This window comes from Roseivirga misakiensis, assembly GCF_001747105.1.
GTDB classification, from domain to species: domain Bacteria; phylum Bacteroidota; class Bacteroidia; order Cytophagales; family Cyclobacteriaceae; genus Roseivirga; species Roseivirga misakiensis.
Map to the genome: position 1 here is coordinate 129,426 of NZ_MDGQ01000003.1, position 20,323 is coordinate 149,748.

Genomic DNA, 20,323 nt, shown 5'->3' on the forward strand with positions numbered 1-20,323 from the left:
CGATATTTTTTTGGAGCGATCTTAACAGTGCCCTTGCTACCCATTATGTATTATCAAGGGAGGCGAATTAAGAGAACTATACCACGTTTACCCGAAGCAGAAGGTAAACTTGGTGTTGTTAGTCATCCCTCAGATCGAACAATTCGACTCCTGTGCATGGGTGAAAGTACGATGGCCGGTGTGGGGGTTAAAACACAGGCAGAAGGCATTCCTGGGGCTATAGCCAATGAACTTTCTAGGCTTATGCAAGCAAGTGTTCACTGGCGTGTTTTAGCCAAAAGTGGTTACACCGCTAAAACGCTTAACCAAAAGCTCGTCCCAAAAATTGACGAAACACCAGATATTATAGCCATTAGTTTGGGCGGCAATGATGCGTTTACGCTGAATAGCCCTAAAAAATGGCAAAATGATATTCAATTTCTGATCAATAATCTCAGAGCACGATTTCCTGATACACCAATTGCTTTTATGAATATGCCGATCATAAAAGAGTTTCCAGCTTTTACACCAACAATCAGGTTTGTAGTAGGGGGCTTAGTGGAACTTTTAGGGGATGCGTTGGCCAAGGTTGTCGCTCAAAACAAAGGAGTTTACTTTTCATCGGAGATCATGGATTTAGTAATATGGTCCAAGCGATACAATGTAAAAGAAGATAAATCAGCCTTTTTTAGTGATGGCGTGCATCCGGCCAAACTTACCTACCAAGTCTGGGGAAAAGATTTTGCCCGATTTATACATCGTGAAATTGAGATAGCACGGTGATCGCAGGAGCAGTTAACCCGTTGGTTGGCTGACTTATCAGAAAATCATTAGCTTAGAAAGATTTTCAGCCAAAACGAATGCTAAATTTCTTACGCAAGTTTAGAAGAAACTATTCTTCAAAATACTTCAGTTACGCCATCGGTGAAATCTTCCTCGTTGTCTTCGGGATTCTAATTGCACTAGCAATAAGTGATTGGAATGATGATCGAAAAAAAGCCAAAATCTATAATAAGTATTATACTAACATGGCAAAAGAGTTTGGTTCAACCTTGGATGAAATTGAATCTGACCTTTTAATCAACAATGAATTTCTCCTAGAGAAATTAAAGCAGTCACTGCTCTTAATTAACGAAAAGCCCTCTGGCTATCTAGATACACTGAACAATACTATAGGTGCCTTAGGCACAGCTTGGCAAGCAAGAGTAACTCTTCCAGTATTTAGAGAATTCAAAGACAGTGGGCTATTTAACGATATTTCTGATGACACTTTAAAAATCCGACTTGTAGAACTTGAACAGGCGACAAACTATTTAAAAACTTTTGACGGGGTAATTATCGATCAATACCTCAATACTATTGAGCCTTACATCATTAAACACTTAAATTATTCCCGTACATCACTTCCTATTTATAGTGAACGTTTTATTGTCGGCGGTCCAGTCGATAATTTAGAAGAGGTTGCAAATAGTCTAGAATTATGGAACATTCTTACGCTAAAGCTTGAAGCCGAAAGTGGTAAAAGAATTCTTCTGACAAGCGTTGCCAATATATTAGAGAAATGCATTGAAAAGATTAACGAAAAATAAATAATGCTCAACTTCCTTAGAAAACTCAGACAGAAAAACGTGAAGGGGAAATACGTAAAGTATGCTTTGGGGGAGATTTTCTTGGTTGTAATAGGCATTCTCATAGCACTTTCAATTAACGGACTTAATCAACGTCTAAAAAATAAAAACACTTACGAGAGAATGGTTACTAATTTAGTTTCCGAATTCAGTGCAAACCTAGAACAAATAGAGACTGTTAAGCGCAATCAAAAAGCCTCGTTGCAGGCATCTAATCAATTGATTCACTTAATGTCACAACCTGCTGTTTATGAGATAGATTCCCTTACCAAATGGATAGGATATTTAGGAAACCTATGGTCTTATGACGCCCAAAATGGCGTACTGAAAAATGTAATGTCTTCGGGGGATATTCATTTACTAAAGAGCGACTCACTAAAAAACCTGATGTTTGGTTGGGAAGGATTGACAAATGATCTTAAAGAGGAACAAACAAGGCTAAATGATGATTTTGTGCGAGTAAACACGCTCTTAGAAAAATACATACAAATCGGTGACGCCATTTATTATTACAGAGATCGTTTTCCCAAAAGTAGTTTCAAGTCTGATTTCAGTGGTCTATTGAGAGACCCAACTTTTGAAGACATGCTATTCAACAAGGGCATTTATCTTTTAGATCAGTTAGAGGAACTGGAAACCCTGCGCAAAAGAAATATTCTGATCGTTAAATTCTTGAAAAAAGAAAACTAGCGTGCTCAACTTCCTTAGAAAACTTAAAGGGAAAAAAGTGCAAGGAACTGAACGCTCGAAATAAGCTAATAGTGAAACCCTAATCACTGAGGTAACAAGAAGTAACTGAGTTAATTATACCGTTCCTCATATTTTCAGTATTAATCAAAACAATTCGAATCAACACGCTGATTTACCTCCATTAAGCTCACTCTTCCATATCAGTAGTTTGTTGGTTTAGAGTAATATAAGATTGATGATAATTTAGTTGAAACCGCTGGTATGAGCTTAATAACGGCCCTTTAGATTAAGTTCTAAGGGCCGTTTTACTTATTACCTTCCAATCAAAACGGCCCATTTGGTCGGCACCTTTGATTGCTCTTGTTTCTTAAACTGTTCATCAACTTCTTTATCGGTTAAGCCCATACGTTTAAAAGCGTCGACCATTTCTTGAGTTCTTTTGAATTTTTGATGCATGACTCCTGTAGTAGCTATCACCGACACCCAGCCGTCGGGTTCATCGCTTATCCGTACGAAAGGAATTTCAATAGAAGGTGCAGAAGTCCCTTGGGCATAGATAGAGCTAATCTGAGCAAAGACGTGCCCTTTTACAATTGTAATAAAACCAGCATCGGTCCAATGTTCTATAACATTCTGGCCCGGGCCTTTTTTTCCTAATTCCCACCCTACTCTGACTAAATTGCCATTTCGGACATACTCCAGCAATTCACCTAAGCTTCCACTAATTCTGTTACCCTCCTTATCAGCCTCATAAACGACCTGATAAGTGCCTTTGTGTTGAGCCCATAAAGAGTTGCAAAATCCAAAAAGTACAATACTGGTGATCAATAAAACTTTGAATCTCATCTTCTTTTTTATCGAAATCTGATGACTTGGTAATGAGAAAAGAAATTATTTCAACGAACAACCAATTAAGTTATACCAACAACACATGCCTTATCTACCTCAAAATCGTATTTTAGGTAACACAAAAATTCAATGACTCATAAGCAGAAGACACTTTATCAACAACTAGTCTTTTGGACTGTTTTTTGGTTCATACAATCCTTACTTTTCAGTGGAGGAAAAGATCTAGAATTTTACCTCGCTAAAAACATAGTCATCGTTGGGCTACAAGCCATCATCAGTTACTTGAATTGGCACCTTTTATTAAGACTTATCGCTGCGAAAAGGTACCTGATTTATGCGCTCCTTTCAGTTAGTCTGGTTTATCTTATTTTTTCCTTCGCCTTTACATTAATTGATAAAACACTCTCATTGATATACCCAACCATAGGACAATCCCTGTCTTATAAATTTCAATGGGTCACATCATTTTGGTCCATTCTATCTGGCTCAGCACCATATTCCATAGCCTTACTCGGCAGTACCGTATTCTGGTTAATTAAAGAGAATAATAGTTTAAAAGAAGTAGATTCAGGCGCGCTCCCAACCGATCATAAGAACGAGGAAGACAATGAAAACACACTAATGCTAAAAGAGGGAAAAGTCATTCATAGACTACCTCTCGAAGAAATCCTCTTTGTGCAAGGAATGAAAGAGTATGTGCGTTGGCATACCAAAGACAAGAAGCTCATCACGCTCCACACCTTGGCTAACCTAGAAGATCAGCTAGGAAATAAAGGTTTTTTAAGAACACATAAATCCTTCATTGTTAATACAAAGTGTGTCAATGCTATTCGGTATGACTCATTAGAAATTCCAGGCACAAGGATTCCGATAGGCCGAAGTTATCGGAGTAGAGTCCAAGATTGTTTTCAATCCGAAATCTAGGTTGTAAAAAGAGAATTATAGAGAATGCAAACATATTAGACTTTGAATTACCTAAAAGCTACTTGAATGTGATTGCCTATCTTAATACGTAACAAGACTGCGGCCAGACCCAGATTATTTTTTGTTATTCCCACCCAAACATCTGCTTTGTAAATCGTAATTACCTGACAACCAATAGATTTCATAGCTTTATATAAGATCAAATTGATCCTTTCACCTATTAATTTAAACTATGAAACTTGACAATCAATTCCGGCTTTTAGGCCTATGTATTGCCGTTTTAGTAAGCGTGCTATTCCAAGGTTGCGACAATTCTGAAGAAACGGCCCCAGAAGATTCTACCCAAGACAACGTTGGTACTTTAATCATGCAATCACAAGCATTCAGTGAGTTTGCAAGTCTAATTAACATCGCAGATAGTGAAATCCCAGTGGGCGAATTGGGTGTACTCGAGATGCTCAACCAATCTAGCAACAATGAACAAATTACAGTTTTTGCCCCATCAGATGCCGTATTTGAAGCATTGGCCATTGAATGGAGTTCACCCAACTTTCAAGCGAGCATTGCCGATGTAATTAATGAATTTACACATAGCGGACAGCCAGCTAAAACCCGTGACTTTCTACTAGGACATATCTTTAGAGCTACAGAAAGCTATTCCTCATCTCGTTTTCAACCAGACTTATCTTTTGAAAGCGAAAAAGGCATTCGTTGGCGCATGATCGCTTCTGAGGTCTCTAATTCCGGTTTCGGATTTGTATTAGAGAATAGCTCAGCCAATGCCAATCCCTATTTCATTTACGAAACTGATGTCCTTACAGGAAACAATGGTGTAGTACATGCAGCTTTAGTCAACTAAAGTTGCACATTGGATTGAGTAAAAGAACCGAAAAGCCAGCAAATTGCTGGCTTTTCTATTTTATAGCACGATCGACGCTTCCTGTCAAGTGGTTGACGAATAATTATCAATCCACACAACTCTTTTGCATAATTATCGGTTAGATAGCTGAATATGATTTTTGGACCTGACCAAATTACTGATGGTGGCCCCTGGTATGCTGAAACTCACATCACGGACAACCTAATCGTTGAACCGTGGAATGCGTTTTCTTCCTTGGCCATCGCAGCACCAGCCATTTACTTTCTGTGGAAAATTCGAAAGAATCCAAAAGAGTATGCCTTCCTGTTGGCTTGTATCCCATTCTTATTTCTAAACGGAATCGGTAGCACACTATTCCATGGGCTTAGAACTTCCCGGGTTTTCCTTTTGATGGATTTTCTACCCGCTTTAATTCTAACATTAATGATCACGATCTATTTCTGGTCACGAGTATTGCCAAAATGGTGGATGAGTGTAGGTGTTATTGTTCCAATATTTTTGCTTCGGTTTGGTGTTATAGATCTAATTCCAGGACAAGGGGGCATTAATACTTCCTATATGATCAGTGGAGCAGCTTTTTTGGTGCCAGTTTTTCTCATCCTTCGAAAATATCAGTTCAAGAAATCTTGGGATATAATCTTAGGTGCCCTATGTTTCGTATTAGCCATTTATTTTAGACAAGTAGACAAAGATTTTACGGAGACGATTGCCATCGGCACACACTTTTTGTGGCATATTTTCTCTGGAATCGGCGCTTTTCTCTTAGCAGATTATCTTTATTTTATTCGAAAAAATGAGCTTGCGGCACAAACCAGCTGAGCCATTAAGATTACGATATTGTCATTTAAACTACAGCATTTCATTTTGAGAATGAATTACTTAGCTTTAGTTAAAATAGACTATTTTTTATATGCAGAAGCCTGTCGTAGTTGCCAATTTTTTAGCCTTAAAACAAAGAGAACCTAGCCATGCCCTAGTTTCAAAAACCGACCTTGTAGTGATAAGATACGGAGATGAAGTATCCGTTCTCTATGGAAGGTGCCTTCACCGTGGCGCTTTACTTTCTGATGGCCATGTGGATGGGGATAATTTAATTTGCGGACTGCACAACTGGGACTATAGAATTGATACCGGAGTAAGTGAATACAACAATAGCGAGGTGCTCAATAAATTTGATGCTGTTGTAAAAGATGATGAAGTGCTTATCGATGAAAATGAAGTGCTTGAATTTGAGGTTGCCAACCCTCCTGCATTTAATCGTGATGAATATTTAGGCGAATATGCCGATACTCATCCTGAAGCTACTGAACCCTATACACGGTATATCAAGGAACTTGCTCAAAACGGCTTAAAAAATTGGGGGCATCATGGCCCGACAGAAGCCATGGGCGTCGATAGGACAACCCTTCCTAAATGGGAAGATATTCAGTTTTTACCTGCCCAGTTATCAAGAAGGCCGTTATTGGATAACGAATCAGTTGGTTCCAAAACGATAATTGGTCTTAATGCCAAGAAACCGCTTGAACTGGACATTCCAATCTTTGTTTCGGATATGTCATTCGGAGCCTTGTCAAAAGAGGCGAAAGTGGCTTTATCTGTAGGCGCTGAAATGGCTGGAACAGGTATCTGTTCAGGTGAAGGTGGCATGTTACCAGATGAACAAGAAAGCAATTCGCGGTATTTCTATGAATTAGCATCTGCGCAATTTGGATTCTCTTGGGATAAGCTAGAAAAAGTTCAGGCATTTCATTTTAAAGGAGGTCAGGGAGCCAAAACTGGTACTGGAGGTCATTTACCAGGGCATAAGGTGACTAAAGAAATCGCTGAAGTCAGGGGTTTAAACGAAGGTGAATCCGCTATCTCTCCAGCTACTTTCCCAGATTTTCACGGTGTCCAAGATTTCAAAGACTTTACGGAAAAAGTAAGAGAGGTAACTGGTGGCATTCCAGTTGGCTTTAAAATTTCTGCGGCGCGAATTGAAGATGACATCGATTTTGCGTTGGAGGTAGGAGTAGATTACATCATCCTTGATGGACGCGGTGGTGGAACTGGCGCAGCACCAACAATCCTTAGAGACAATATCAATGTGCCAACAATACCAGCCCTTGCTCGTGCGCGAAAGCATTTAGACGATAAGAAGGCACACGGAGTGAGCCTAATTATCACAGGTGGTTTAAGAGTAGCAGAAGACTTTGCCAAGGCCATGATGATGGGAGCAGATGCCATAGCAGTATCCAATTCTGCCTTACAAGCCATCGGATGTTTGGGCATGCGCGCTTGTAATACGAATAATTGCCCTGTAGGAATTGCCACACAAAAAGAGAATTTGAGGCAGCGATTAATCATTCAATCCTCGGCCAAACAATTGAATAATTATTTCGAGGCTACCAACGATTTAATGAAAGTGGTAGCGCGGTCTTGCGGACACGATGATTTTACGAAATTTAATGCGTCTGACCTGAGCACTTTCAACTGGGATATCCATAAATTGACAGGCATACCCTATGCAGGGGTAAATCCTTAAGAGAAAAATTCAATGGAAGATATATATAAGAGATCAGTAGCCCTACACGAAGAAATGCAGGGCAAAATTGAGGTCACTAATAAAATTGCTGTGGACAACACAGACACTTTGTCTCTGGTCTACTCGCCAGGCGTGGCCCAGCCATGTTTAGAGATTGAGAAAGACCCCGACAAAGCGTATGACTTAACCATGAAAGGCAACACGATTGCCGTGGTAACTAACGGAACAGCCGTTTTGGGTCTTGGAGATATCGGCCCATTAGCTTCGCTCCCAGTAATGGAAGGAAAGGCAATGCTCTTTAAAAAGTTTGCTGGTATTAACGCCGTCCCTATTTGTATCGAAAGCAACAATACACGTCATATCATCGAGACCATCACCCGAATAGCTCCATCGTTCGGCGGCGTAAACCTAGAAGACATTAAAGCTCCTGAAAGCTTTGAAATTGAAGAGAAACTTCAAGGCCTGGGCATACCAGTATTCCACGACGATCAGCATGGTACAGCCATTGTTACACTAGCAGCCCTTGTGAACGCTGCTAAAGTAAAAAACATGAAGCTCAGCGATATGAAGGTCGTCATTAATGGCGCTGGTGCGGCAGGTATAGCCATCGCTAAGCTGCTGAGATGTTTTGACATCGATTCTGAGCTTTGTGTGTCCGTTAAACAATTAATCGTTTGTGATAGTAAAGGTGCCATTCACAGGTTCCGACATGATCTAAACAAAGCAAAAACTGAGCTACTGAAATACTCGAACTTCGATGATGTGAAAGGTGATATCCATGATGTAATTAAAGGAGCGGATGTCTTTATCGGAGTGAGTAAAGGAAACCTTTTAACTCAAGTAGATATTAAAAACATGGCTCCTGACCCGGTCATCTTTGCTATGGCCAACCCGACGCCAGAAATTATTCCCGAAGAATGCTTCTTGGCTGGTGCTTCAATTGTTGGAACAGGTCGAAGCGATTACCCAAATCAAATTAATAACGTTTTGGCCTTCCCTGGCATCTTCAAAGGCGCTTTGGCGGCAAGAGCTGCTACCATTAGCACTGAAATGAAGTTAGCAGCGGCTTACGCAATCGCTCGATATATTGAAAACCCAACCAAGGAAATGGTTATCCCTTCGGCATTAGACACGTCTTTAGCTCACGTAGTTGCAGATGCAGTGGAACAAGCTGTATACCACGAAAGGGAAATGGAAAAGAAAATTTCAGCTGCAGAAGCTGGCGATAGTAATGACTGAGACAGTAGCTACCATATTTTTAATCGCGCTAGCCATCTATGTATTGTTGGGGTTATTCTTTTACGCCTTCTTTATCAAATCAGGTGTTCATAAAATTGATAGTGGTGTCAAAGAAGCACCAATTTTTATGAAGGTTCTAATTCTGCCCGGTACAGTGGCACTTTGGCCCATATTGCTCAAGAAAATAAGGAAAGGGGAAGCATCATGAATGTAAAACTCAGACAGCGCCATCGGTATATCTGGATGGTGATGGGCATAGCTTTACCCCTACTTTGCCTAGAAGCAATCGAAGGAATTCCTCAAAATGTGATCGCGGACATCCCGAGACATTCTTGCACGCTTGATATCGGTATTTGTGGCATTAACTATGAAGGCGACTCACAAGCAATACAAATCGAGCAAGTAAAAAGTAAAAACTCATTTGGTGTCGTTGTTAACGCACCACTCAAATCTGCCTTCACGCTTCTTTATCTTTCTAACAAGCAGGAATATGATGAAAGCGCAGTGTTATTAGGAGCGATTAATAGCATGGGTGAGTATAATTTCGATCTGCCTGAAAACGCAGAGAACTACAAGTACTTACTCCTTGCCGATAAATTAAATGACAAAACACTCTATCACGAGGAATTCAAGAACCAATAAGTTATGAGTGTAAACTATGCTGGTATATTATGGAATAAGCAAAAGAAGATTTACGATACAATCCTCTTTGTTTTCGTTTTAGGCTACCTAGGGCTATACATTGTTTTCACTGGGCTCTACAACCCGGAGTTAACAGCCGAAACCATGATTATCAGGGCAACTGCGACTTTAGCCCTATTACTACTGCACATTATTTTAGCTATTGGTCCGCTAGCCCGATTGAATTCCAAGTTTTTACCCCTCCTATACAACAGACGTCACTTAGGGGTGACCATGTTTTTGGTGGCTTTGGTACATGGGGTTTTTAGCATTATGCAATTCCACTCACTGGGTAGTAAAAACCCACTGATTTCTCTTTTCACCTCCAATGGTAGCTATAACAGCCTGGTAGAATTTCCATTCCAAGTATTAGGCTTTTTTGCCTTAATGATTCTATTTCTAATGGCCGCCACTAGCCATGATTTTTGGTTGAAAAACCTAAGCCCAAAAGTCTGGAAGGGTTTGCATATGATGGTCTATTTGGCCTATGCACTGATCATTATGCACGTAATGCTCGGTGTGGTTCAATTAGAATCATCCCCTTTTATTTACGGTGGCCTCATGCTGGGACTTATGATCATCATTGCCTTACACTTTGGATCGTCCATAAAGTCTGGAAGAGGTTTAGCATTGACTTCCAAAGGCTATTACTACGCCTGTAATTTAGAAGACATCAAAGATGATTGCGCAAAAGTCGTCACGTTGAATGGAGAAAATATCGCGATTTTTAAATACGATGGTAAACTCTCAGCGATCAGTAACGTCTGCAAACATCAAAATGGTCCACTTGGAGAAGGAAAGGTTATTGATGGTTGTGTGACTTGCCCGTGGCATGGCTACCAATATGAGCCTCACAATGGAACTTCTCCACCGCCTTTTACTGAAAAAGTAGCGACTTATTTATTGAAGCTTGATGGTGAAAAAGTGTTTGTCGATCCAAAACCACAACCAGAGGGCACTGCTCTAGAACCGATAACCTTTGAATCATAGATTATGAAAGACGAATTCTACGTAGGTTATCTTCCAAAAGCACCAAAAAAGATTGCTCGATTTGTGATCGCCTTTGTAGTGCTAATATTCATTGTGATGGGTGCGGTTTCGTTTTTCATGTCTTCTTCACACAAACATATCAACAATGGAACTTATGAGTTCGGTGAACTTACCGAAATGACGGGCGTGATTAAAATGGAACCTGTTCCGCACATTAGGATAATTGCCGATGAAGAAGGTAAGGTTGGCAAAAACATTATGCTGATTGACTTTGGGAAATTCGGCGCGAGAAGTTCTATCGAAAAAATGCAGGAAACCGTCGGCGGCAATATCAGTGATTATGAAGTCACTTTACGAGGAACACTGATTTATCAAGATGGATTCACACTGCTAGAACTAACCGAAAAAGAAAAGTCTTTGCAAAACCATCGCACATTAGAAAACGCCAATAAATACGAGGTTATTCGAGCTAGCGCAGGTTCAATTTCACTGACTGGCGAAATCGTGGACCCAAAATGCTATTTCGGTTCCATGAAACCAGCGCAAAATAAGCCACATAAATCATGTGCTAGTTTGTGTATTGCTGGCGGCATTCCACCAGTCTACGTCGTCCAGACAAAAGAGAAGTTAGCCAACTATTACATCATTAAAGGGACAAATGGTGAAGATATCAATCAAGAAGTTCTAGAATTTGTGGCAGAAGGCGCAAACCTTCAAGGCAAAGTTGAACAACTGGGAGAATGGAAAATCTTATATGTAGACCCTTCTAAAATTAAACGACTCAACTAATGGATAACTGGGTAATTCCTTTAACACTATTACCTGGTATCGGCATGATGATCATGTCTACTTCTAACTTGGCCACCGCCATCAGCACTGAAATCAATAACCTCCTCGAACGCCAAGACTGTAAACCAGAACTGATCCAGAAAAAGATATCGCAGATGTCGCTACTTAACGTAGCGATGGTTTGTCTATACATTAGTGCCGCAGTTTTCGCAGTAGCCGGACTGATTGAAGGAATATTCGAGCTACGAACAGAAATGCATGATGGCACACTACATCAATTGCTTTTAGTAGTTGGCATAGCGGCACTGGTCATTGCTTCTTTGCTACTCATCACTTTTTCAATACGAGCAGTACGCATTAAGCACAACCAATTTTTAAATAGTATACATAAAGACTGAACCATGGCTAAAAAAATGAAATGGCACAAAGTGCTAGACGACGTAAAAGACCTTCCTGAAGGCCGTGTCATGTCTGCCAACGCAGAACATCAAGTGTTGTGTTTAACCCATTTCGAAGGTAAGATTTCGGCACTCGATAATCGATGTCCGCACCAAGGAGGTCCTTTAGGAGAAGGAAGCATTGAAAATGGTTTGCTGAGGTGCCCATGGCATGGTTGGGACTACCATCCATGTACTGGCTTGGCCCCAGGATACGACGATGGCGTTGAGACTTTTCTGACTAAAGTAGAAGACGGGGCCGTTTTCGTGGGTATTGAAGAAGAAGCGCCACATGAGGCCACTATCTCAGATTTAATGGCTGAAACCATGGTGAATTGGGGTGTTACAAAGGTATTTGGCATGGTTGGCCATTCTAATCTTGGATTTGCCGACGCCATGCGCAGACAAGAGGAACAAGGCAAGTTAAACTTCTATGGCATCAGACATGAGGGTGCCGCATCATTCGCTGCGTCAGCCTATGGAAAACTAACCGGTAAACCTGCGGCATGCTTTGCTATAGCAGGCCCTGGATCGACTAATATGTTTACAGGGCTTTGGGATGCTAAGGTAGACAGAGCACCAATACTCGCCCTTACTGGCCAAGTGGCTACACAAGTAATCGGTACGGGTAACTTTCAAGAGGTGGACTTAGTAAAGGCTTTTGGGGCAGTAGCCGAATTTAACCATGCTACTCAGAGTTCTAGTAAACATGCCGAACTGATGGGAACGGCCATCAAACATGCGATTTTAAAAAGAGATGTCTCTCATTTAACCTTCCCAGACGAAGTACAAGAACTGCCTGTCCCTGAAAATGCAAGCCCTGGCACACCTGATGGAAGAATGACACCACTACAAATTGCGCCACCACAAGAAAGTCTGGATGAAGCCATTACCCTATTTAAAAAATCTAAGAAACCTGCGATTATCGTTGGTCATGGTGCACGGTTTAATATGCCAGCAATCATCGAATTTGCTGAAAGTATTAATGCACCGGTGATGACTACATTTAAAGCCAAGGGACAGATTGCAGACAACCATCCGCTGGGCTGCGGTGTACTCGGAAGAAGTGGAACACCAATAGCTTCTTGGTTTATGAATGAAGCCGATATGCTTTGTGTGTTTGGAGCGTCTTTCTCAAACCATACGGGCATTACTGATCATATTCCAACAATTCAAATCGACTTTGACCCACTAGCACTCAGTAAATTTCATAAGATCGATGTTCCTGTTTGGGGTGAAATCTCGGTGACTGTTGACTTATTGAAAAAAGGGCTTTCGGGTAAAACAGATACAGTTGATCGTCGCGATGAAGTTGCTAAGCGTTGGGCTATTTGGAAATCGGAAAAAGCAAAGAGATTATTAGAAGACCAGGGTAAAGGTGTCAGCTCGATCGCGGTATTTGATGCGATGAACAAATTAACGCCAGCAAACGCCGTTATCTGTGCAGATGTAGGAAACAACGCTTATTCCCTAGGTCGATATTTCGAGACAAAAGAGCATACCTTTCTGATGTCGGGGTACTTAGGTTCCATTGGCTTCGCTTTTCCAGCAGCCATGGGTGCTTGGGCTGCTGTAGGTGATTCTAGACCGATAATTGCCGTTGCAGGTGATGGTGGTTTCTGTCAGTACTTGGCAGAATTGACTACAGCGGTAAAATACAAGATGCCTATTAAGTTGATCTTACTGAATAATTCAGAACTAGGTAAAATTTCTAAAGAACAGCGCGCAGGAGAATTTGATGTTTGGGCTACTGAACTTCACAATCCTAATTTCTCTGATTATGCCAATAGTTGTGGCGCTTTGGGGATTCGGGTAGAAAGTAAAGACGATTTAGCCGATGCTATGAAACAAGTGATAGCGCACGATGGACCTGCTATGTTAGAAGTTATGACAGATGTAGGACTAATCTAGTGGAACGTTCCTGCTCACCAATCAGTTTATGAACTAACAATAAATAAGAAGAAGATGAAAGCAATTTGGAATGATGAGATTATCGCCGAAAGTAATGAAACGGTAGTCGTTGAAGGAAACCATTATTTCCCTCATGAGTCTATCAAAAAAGAATACTTTAAATCGAGTAGTACACACTCCAACTGTCCGTGGAAAGGAATAGCAAGTTACTACACGATTGAAGTAAACGGTTCTGAAAATCCAGATGCCGCTTGGTACTATCCTGAAACCTCAGAATTGGCGAAAGGCATTAAGAATTACGTCGCTTTTTGGAAAGGCGTCAAAATCGAAGATTGACAGGTTTTTTTTCCATTGAAAAAGAATCCACCCCCTCCCCTAGAAGGTATTTGACTAACCGAATGCACTCAGGAATTCAAAGAAATTAGCAGATAATTATGAGCCTTGCCTCTATCAAATCCAATTGGTCGCTATTAAGTAGTGTAGATCCAAAAACTTTAGCTCCGGCTATTGAGCAAATTCATCGAGGTGTTCAATTCATCGCCATGGCGGGAAAACACTATATCAAAAATGAACCCGACGATAGCCATACAAATCTCAGGTGGCTGCCTAGAGAAGAAGTACTCGCAGGAAATTGGATAAGAGAACGCCAGGGTAATTTCAGATTTGCTATGCGACCAAAGGACTTGACTTTGATCGCTTATAATGCGGATATGAAAGGAGTAGCTAATTATCCGCTTAATCGCAAAACGAATGATGAAGCACTTGAATGGATAAAGGACCAGTTGACTACCTTCGGTAAAGATGCTGGGCTTATGAAAATGGATATCCACTATGATATTCCAACCCATGAGACTGACAACGGAGCCCCTTACCAGTTCGAAAACCCAGAACTTTTCGAAGAAATGGCTAAGTACCGATCAAATAGCAATTTAGCCCTAGAATATTTTGCTCAGTCTTATAAAACGTCATCAACTGTAAGGACATGGCCTCATCATTTTGATCACGGTGTCTATATTCCAATGGTTTTTGATGATGGAGAGGACCCGATCAAATCTTTCAGTATCGGCATGGGTATTCCAGACCCAGCCAGTGAAGAACCTTACTATTATATCACGACTTGGTCGAAAGATGGCGATAACGAATACAAAGATCTACCTAAACTACCGCATGGGCAGTGGATCAGTGAACCATTCAAAGGGGCAGTGTTGAAGGCTTCAGAAATAGTAAAGTCAAAATCAGCAGCGCAACAATCTAAAATAGTGATGGATTTCTTGAAAGCAGGAATTGCGGCTTCTTTAAACATTCTAGGTATTGATCAGTAATTAGACTCGAGTCTTGATCAAAGCACGAAAAAACATTAATCACACACTTGACGAATTCAGGCAATTTGCCACTGTAGGCTCGAGAAGGCAGATGAAAGAGTAAGCATAAAAAAAGCCCTTCGATTTTCGAAGGGCCTTTTACTATTCCGGTGTTTTTACATCGGGGAATTCTTTCTTAAATCCTTTCCAGTAATCGGCTATTGTCGACTTCATTTCTTTTCTCAGCCAGAACAGACCTAATAAGTTTGGTAAGGTCATTAGGGCAATTGTGATCCCAGACAAGGTCCAGATAATGGTGGTATCCTGAAACGAAGCCAAGAAGAATGCCACTACATACACTATTCTAAAGTACTTTACAGAGCCAGAACCCCATAAGAAAGTCATTGCTCTATCACCATAGTAAGACCACGAAATTGCTGTACTAAAGGCAAAGAGAAGCAAACCGATTGAAACAATATATTTTCCATACTCGCCGAAAAACCCCTTGGTAAAGGCTAGTGCTGTCAAAGGAGCACTATGTACTAATGATAAGCCTTCAAATGTTTCATCTGAATCCACCGGTCGGCCGTTTTCGACCATGATTATTCCGGTGAATGGTTCGTCGATGTCATTTTTCACGACAACATCTTCGGCCAAAGATCTTGCGTGTATTACGGTTGCAGCAGTTGTGATTTTACCTGCCTGAACATCTAACGGGCCATTGAAAAGTTCCAATTCATTTACTCCACCGATGTGCTCTGCAAGTGCCTTAACACCCTCGTCTGTTTCATCAGTGAAATTGGTTCCTGCTAAAATTTCCATGTCCGCAGCTTGAAAAACATTTTGATGCTTTTCATTCCACACACCTGAGGAAAGTAAGGTCAAACCAGTAATTGTACAGATAATAATAGTGTCAATGAATGGCTCAAGTATCGCTACCATTCCTTCTGATACTGGTTCATGTGCCTTTGCAGATGCATGCGCAATCGGGGCACTACCCTGACCAGCCTCGTTTGAGAATAAGCCTCTGTTTACACCACGATCAAAAGCATACCAAATGGTTCCACCTAGGAAACCTCCAGCCGCTGCCGATCCTGTGAATATATCTCCTACAATTGCTACTAAAGCAGGTAAAAGGTTTTCGAGGTTAGCTAGTATTACCGCGAAACAGCCGATGAAATAAATCAAAGCCATTGCAGGTACAAGTTTCTCAGTAATTGCCGCAATACGTTTGATTCCGCCAATAATCACTATTCCTAAAAGCACAGCTAGAATTGCTCCAGTGATCCATAGCTCAATACCAAAAGTAGCCTGAATGGAAGTAGAAATACTGTTAATTTGAGGTAAACTACCTGTTCCAAAAGCTGATAAAACGGTGGCGATAGCAAAAATTATAGCCAGCCATTTCATGTTAACTTTTTTCCCACTTAACATGAAATCGGCGTTCTTCATATAGTACATAGGGCCACCAGCCATTGTACCATCCTGTGCTTTTTCTCTATACTTATGTGATAGAGTTACCTCCACAAACTTGGTACACATACCAATTCCAGCTGTTACTAACATCCAAAACAAGGCGGCAGGACCACCCAAATGAAGCGCCAAAGCGACACCAGCAATATTTCCTGTTCCGACAGTACCAGAAAGTGCTGTGGTTAAGGCCTGAAAATGAGAAGTATCTCCTTCGTCATCTTTACTATCAAACTTCCCTTTTACCACCTTTAGGGCAAAACCAAAAAACCGTATTTGAGGAAATTTGAGGTATATGGTAAAGAATAGTCCTACCCCTAATAGGGCAAACGGGAACCATCCCGCACTTCCAATATAACTATCAATTAAACTCAGGAAATCATCTACTTGCTGCATATCAACTGCTCAAATTTTAGAAACAAAGGCACAAAAATAGGGATTCTGCCTTCTCAGCAAAGACATAATCCCTATTGATATACTTTGAGGCTTACCTTTATGCGAGTTAACGTTAATGATCAGACAAGTATTTCACTGGATTTGCGGATGCCACTTTTAAGCTTTGGCCACCAACACTTACAAGCGTAATAAAAATCGAAATGAGTCCAGCCACAAAGAAAATGGTCCAAGAAACATCAACTTGAAAGGCAAAACCTTGTAGCCATTCTTGCATGACTAAATAGCTCAGCGGTAAGGAAACTGCCATCGCAATGACGAAAATTAGTACGAACTGACTACTAAATTTGGTCAAAACACTCCCAATAGAAGCACCTAAAACCTTTCTAATGCTTATTTCCTTGGCATACCTTTCTGCCATAAATGATACCAACCCTACAAGCCCTAAAATGGTCAGGAAAATTCCGATAATGGAAAACCCAATCACCATTTTCACAAACTTCTGCTCGTTGCCATATAGGCTGGCAAAAGCTTCATCTACAAATTTAAAATCCAATGGTTGGTCACTATATGCTCTCCAGATTTGATCAATACCATCTAGAGCACTTGTTACTTGATCGGTATTTAAACGAATAATCAAATTATCAGGACTTGACCTAGACCCAGGAGGGAGAAGTATATAAGCTGTAGGCGCAACTGCCGAATGAAGCGAATTGTAATTAAAGTCTTCAATTACACCAGCAACAACTCTGTTATCGGCATCCAATTGAATTTTCTTCCCAGCTAAGTCTTCCCAGCCTGTTTTCTTAAAAGCCGATTCATTAATCAAACAAACCACACTCGAGTCTGAAACCATTTCCTTTGAAATATTTCTACCTAAAAGCAGGTCAGCCTCGATAGTTTGTAGGTAATCGTAGTCGATCGCCACGAGATGGATGGAGGCCATTTCGCTATCTAGTTTCCCATCCCATGAAAAACCCACCGTATTATTCATGTCACTTGGTAAACTTTCGCCTGAGGCAGAAATCATGTTTACTCCCTGAACTTTACGCATCCTTTCTTTTATTAGGACAAGCTCATCTTGCATTCCGCGGTCATCTACGGGGATAGTGATTAACTGCTCGGCATTAAAGCCTTTGTCAAACTGCTTGATATGATTCATCTGATTGATGACGATAAGCGTACTAGATATCAAAAAGGCAGCGATCGAAAACTGCAGTAACACCTGAACTTTTCGGACCCAGGATTTAGTACCTAAGGCACCTGACTTATTGCCTCTGATCACATCCACTGGTCTAAAACGGTTCATAACGATTGCCGGGTATATGCCAGATGCTGTTAAAATGGCCACAAATGTAAACGCTAAAACCATTAAGACGGGCACTTGAAATACATCTGCCGGTGTCATATTCTTTGAGACAATCTCATTGAATAGCGGAAGGATTAACAAGGCTAGACTAAGCGCTAATAGCAGGGCTACGGAAACCTGAAATGCACACTCAATAAAGAATTGGCGTGCCACCTGTCTCCTTGTGCCTCCAAAAACTTTTCGCATGCCCACTTCTTTACCTCTGAGCGAGGATTTGGCTGTCGTTAAATTCACATAATTAATAATGGCCGCCAGCAGGATCATGATGGCTATAAAACCAAATAGATAGATATAATCTTTATTGCCCTTTTCGAAGTTTCCGTGGATGTCAGAGGAGTTGAGTCTAACATCGGCGAGTGGTTGAAAAATGATTCCACTAAATTCTGAGGCTCCTTCTCTTCTATATTTTTCAAAAAAACCTGGCACTTTAGCTTCCACAGCCGCTAAATCTGCCTTAGACTCTAATTTCACATAGCTTTGAAGCCAATTTAGCCCCCACCAATTATCGAACTTACCATAAATCTCTTTTGTGGTTGACATGGAGCCTAGAAAATCAAATTGCAAATGAGAATTACTGGGTACGTCCTTTATTACCCCAGTGATTTTCATTAGAAAGTCTTTATTGCCATCATAAACTTTGATGGGAAGTTGCTCACCCACTACATCTAAGCGATCGAAGTACCTCAAGGCTTTGGTGGCTGTTATGACCACACTATTTGGTTCTTCAAGCATTGTATTTCTATCTCCCTGAAGGACTTCAAAGCTGAAAAAACTCATGAAATTTTCATCTGCCCAATAAAACCCGCTCTCAAAATAATTTTGACCTGCTTGCTTTACTAAAACTCCATCTTGACCCATTCGTGTATGTGCCTTTATTTCAGGGAAGCCTGTCCCCATATTTATCTTCCAAGGCGATGGTGTTGATGCTGCTTTATCACCTGTCTTCGGATTGTGATTTAGCAATCGATATATGTTCTCATGTCCCTCATGAAACCGATCGAAACTCAATTCATCTAGAATATAGAGTGAGATGAGTAAAGAACTTAGAATACCGATAGTAAGTCCGGCAGCATTTAAAGAGGAGTACCAAAAATTCTTTTTGAACTGCCTAGCGGCCACTTTCAAATAGTTGAGCATTAACATGTTGTTGTTTTTTTCCATTTCGTTGATTCGTTTTAACCTAAAAAGCCTGAAATAGGCTATGACATCATATATGTAGAAAAGTCTTGCTTGCCTTAAACCCTGGCGCTCTACCCTCCTATCAAACCATTCATGCAAATCGCCCTGTACCTCTTCCAGATATTTGGAAGAGCAGTACCACTCTAAAAAGCGATCGACCAAGCGTGGTGGTTTGTTTTTATCTATTTCCATCTTATTTGTCAAACTAATAAGGAAAATTAAAATTTATAATCGGGCATCATATCCCACATTCTATTTCTCATATCCTTAGCTTGATTAAGTACTTCAAACCCTGAAGCAGTAATCCTATAAAGACGCTTGCGCCTCCCCCCTCTTTCTCCCGTGGTACCTCCCATATAGGATTCCAAATATCCCTTCTTTTCTAATCTATAGAGCGCCGTATGCACTGTCGACAGGGTGATAGTTCTTCCTGTTTGTTCTTCTATTTCAGCACCTATAGTGACGCTATAAGCGCTGTTAATGAGCAAAGCGCATGTTAGCAAGACTAACTCTTCAAACTCACCTAAATGTGTCCCTTTCATAAATCGAATGTTACAATTGTCAATTAAGAAGCTTATTTCACTCTTATTTGTCAAACTAATATAGTACAATACTTCGAAAAGAAATATTAGTTACAGACTAACATGGGAATTTTGACTAATTATTGCTGATATCTGTCACCATTACGCGTTCCCAGATTTCAGAATGATCTTCGATCATTTGTATGTGGAGAGGTGCCTTTTGGTAAAACTCTTGGGCTTCAAGGTCTTTGAAATGAAAAACTACTGCATAGTCATAGGTGTTTTCTATAACTTCTCTAGTGGTAGGTGCTGGCTCTCCGGCATGAAAGAATTTTACAGTTTCAATTTCCGCCAATCGCTTGGCAGATTCCTTAAAGTCTTCTATTTGCTGTGTTGTTGCCGATTCCTTGAACCAAAAATAGGCCGTGTGAACAAATGGATTTTCTAACCTTTTTTCCTCGCTTACTGAAACTACAGTGGCTGCATTATCACTAACATTAGCTTGACATCCTGTCATTAGAAAGGCTAGAACGCAAACGGGTGCTAGAAAAAACTTATTCATAAGTAGA

Annotated in this window: 21 protein-coding genes; 16 read left to right on the plus strand and 5 right to left on the minus strand. The window is 40.7% G+C overall.

Annotated features, from left to right (window positions below; all coding sequences use genetic code 11):
* The first annotated feature begins 156 nt into the window (after positions 1–156).
* From BFP71_RS00795 to BFP71_RS00805, 3 genes are all read left to right on the plus strand, one after another.
* On the plus strand, positions 157–762 hold the full coding sequence (locus BFP71_RS00795) for an SGNH/GDSL hydrolase family protein (protein ID WP_222843458.1): 606 nt from the start codon (positions 157–159) through the stop codon (positions 760–762).
* Between the two features lie 77 nt (positions 763–839).
* Complete coding sequence (locus BFP71_RS00800) at positions 840–1,568, plus strand: hypothetical protein (protein WP_069833557.1); 729 nt, start codon at positions 840–842, stop codon at positions 1,566–1,568.
* A 3-nt stretch (positions 1,569–1,571) separates the two neighbouring features.
* Entirely contained in the window at positions 1,572–2,297 is a 726-nt protein-coding gene (locus BFP71_RS00805) for a DUF6090 family protein (RefSeq protein ID WP_069833558.1), read from the plus strand.
* A 312-nt stretch (positions 2,298–2,609) separates the two neighbouring features.
* Here BFP71_RS00805 and BFP71_RS00810 read toward each other — a convergent pair whose 3' ends face one another.
* Positions 2,610–3,143, minus strand: a complete 534-nt coding sequence (locus BFP71_RS00810) for a hypothetical protein (RefSeq protein WP_069833559.1) — start codon at positions 3,141–3,143, stop codon at positions 2,610–2,612.
* A gap of 132 nt (positions 3,144–3,275) precedes the next feature.
* On the opposite strand from BFP71_RS00810, the gene BFP71_RS00815 reads away from it, so the two are divergent.
* The 13 genes from BFP71_RS00815 (at position 3,276) to BFP71_RS00875 (ending at position 14,843) form a co-directional block, all read left to right on the plus strand.
* On the plus strand, positions 3,276–4,070 hold the full coding sequence (locus tag BFP71_RS00815; RefSeq protein ID WP_069833560.1) for a LytR/AlgR family response regulator transcription factor: 795 nt from the start codon (positions 3,276–3,278) through the stop codon (positions 4,068–4,070).
* Positions 4,071–4,302: 232 nt separating this feature from the next.
* Positions 4,303–4,929: a fasciclin domain-containing protein gene (locus BFP71_RS00820; RefSeq protein WP_069833561.1), complete on the plus strand. Its 627-nt coding sequence runs from the start codon at positions 4,303–4,305 to the stop codon at positions 4,927–4,929.
* 153 nt (positions 4,930–5,082) lie between these two features.
* Positions 5,083–5,769, plus strand: coding sequence for a ceramidase domain-containing protein (locus tag BFP71_RS00825; RefSeq protein ID WP_069833562.1), 687 nt, complete (start codon positions 5,083–5,085; stop codon positions 5,767–5,769).
* A 91-nt stretch (positions 5,770–5,860) separates the two neighbouring features.
* Positions 5,861–7,474, plus strand: a complete 1,614-nt coding sequence (locus tag BFP71_RS00830; protein ID WP_069833563.1) for a glutamate synthase-related protein — start codon at positions 5,861–5,863, stop codon at positions 7,472–7,474.
* A gap of 12 nt (positions 7,475–7,486) precedes the next feature.
* Positions 7,487–8,713 (plus strand): NAD(P)-dependent malic enzyme, encoded by a 1,227-nt coding sequence (locus BFP71_RS00835; protein WP_069833564.1) that lies wholly within the window; start codon positions 7,487–7,489, stop codon positions 8,711–8,713.
* A complete protein-coding gene (locus BFP71_RS00840) occupies positions 8,706–8,921 on the plus strand; it encodes a hypothetical protein (protein WP_069833565.1) in 216 nt (71 codons plus the stop codon). Before BFP71_RS00835 ends, BFP71_RS00840 begins: the two co-directional genes overlap by 8 nt.
* A complete protein-coding gene (locus BFP71_RS00845; RefSeq protein ID WP_069833566.1) occupies positions 8,918–9,355 on the plus strand; it encodes a hypothetical protein in 438 nt (145 codons plus the stop codon). The genes BFP71_RS00840 and BFP71_RS00845 overlap by 4 nt, the downstream gene beginning before the upstream one ends.
* A gap of 3 nt (positions 9,356–9,358) precedes the next feature.
* On the plus strand, positions 9,359–10,384 hold the full coding sequence (locus BFP71_RS00850) for a Rieske 2Fe-2S domain-containing protein (protein ID WP_069833567.1): 1,026 nt from the start codon (positions 9,359–9,361) through the stop codon (positions 10,382–10,384).
* A gap of 3 nt (positions 10,385–10,387) precedes the next feature.
* Complete coding sequence (locus BFP71_RS00855) at positions 10,388–11,173, plus strand: hypothetical protein (protein WP_069833568.1); 786 nt, start codon at positions 10,388–10,390, stop codon at positions 11,171–11,173.
* A complete protein-coding gene (locus BFP71_RS00860; RefSeq protein ID WP_069833569.1) occupies positions 11,173–11,571 on the plus strand; it encodes a DUF2721 domain-containing protein in 399 nt (132 codons plus the stop codon). The genes BFP71_RS00855 and BFP71_RS00860 overlap by 1 nt, the downstream gene beginning before the upstream one ends.
* 3 nt (positions 11,572–11,574) lie before the next feature.
* Positions 11,575–13,521: a thiamine pyrophosphate-dependent enzyme gene (locus BFP71_RS00865; protein ID WP_069833570.1), complete on the plus strand. Its 1,947-nt coding sequence runs from the start codon at positions 11,575–11,577 to the stop codon at positions 13,519–13,521.
* A gap of 54 nt (positions 13,522–13,575) precedes the next feature.
* The gene (locus tag BFP71_RS00870) at positions 13,576–13,857 is read left to right on the plus strand and encodes a DUF427 domain-containing protein (RefSeq protein ID WP_069833571.1); all 282 of its coding nucleotides are present in this window, start codon (positions 13,576–13,578) and stop codon (positions 13,855–13,857) included.
* Between the two features lie 98 nt (positions 13,858–13,955).
* Positions 13,956–14,843, plus strand: coding sequence for a hypothetical protein (locus BFP71_RS00875; protein WP_069833572.1), 888 nt, complete (start codon positions 13,956–13,958; stop codon positions 14,841–14,843).
* A gap of 141 nt (positions 14,844–14,984) precedes the next feature.
* Here BFP71_RS00875 and BFP71_RS00880 read toward each other — a convergent pair whose 3' ends face one another.
* The 4 genes from BFP71_RS00880 to BFP71_RS00895 form a co-directional block, all read right to left on the minus strand.
* A complete protein-coding gene (locus BFP71_RS00880; protein ID WP_069833573.1) occupies positions 14,985–16,688 on the minus strand; it encodes an alanine/glycine:cation symporter family protein in 1,704 nt (567 codons plus the stop codon).
* Between the two features lie 112 nt (positions 16,689–16,800).
* Complete coding sequence (locus BFP71_RS00885) at positions 16,801–19,425, minus strand: ABC transporter permease (RefSeq protein ID WP_069833574.1); 2,625 nt, start codon at positions 19,423–19,425, stop codon at positions 16,801–16,803.
* Positions 19,426–19,451: 26 nt separating this feature from the next.
* Positions 19,452–19,775, minus strand: coding sequence for a PadR family transcriptional regulator (locus BFP71_RS00890; RefSeq protein ID WP_069833575.1), 324 nt, complete (start codon positions 19,773–19,775; stop codon positions 19,452–19,454).
* A 115-nt stretch (positions 19,776–19,890) separates the two neighbouring features.
* Entirely contained in the window at positions 19,891–20,316 is a 426-nt protein-coding gene (locus BFP71_RS00895; protein WP_088124818.1) for a Dabb family protein, read from the minus strand.
* Positions 20,317–20,323 lie beyond the last annotated feature (7 nt).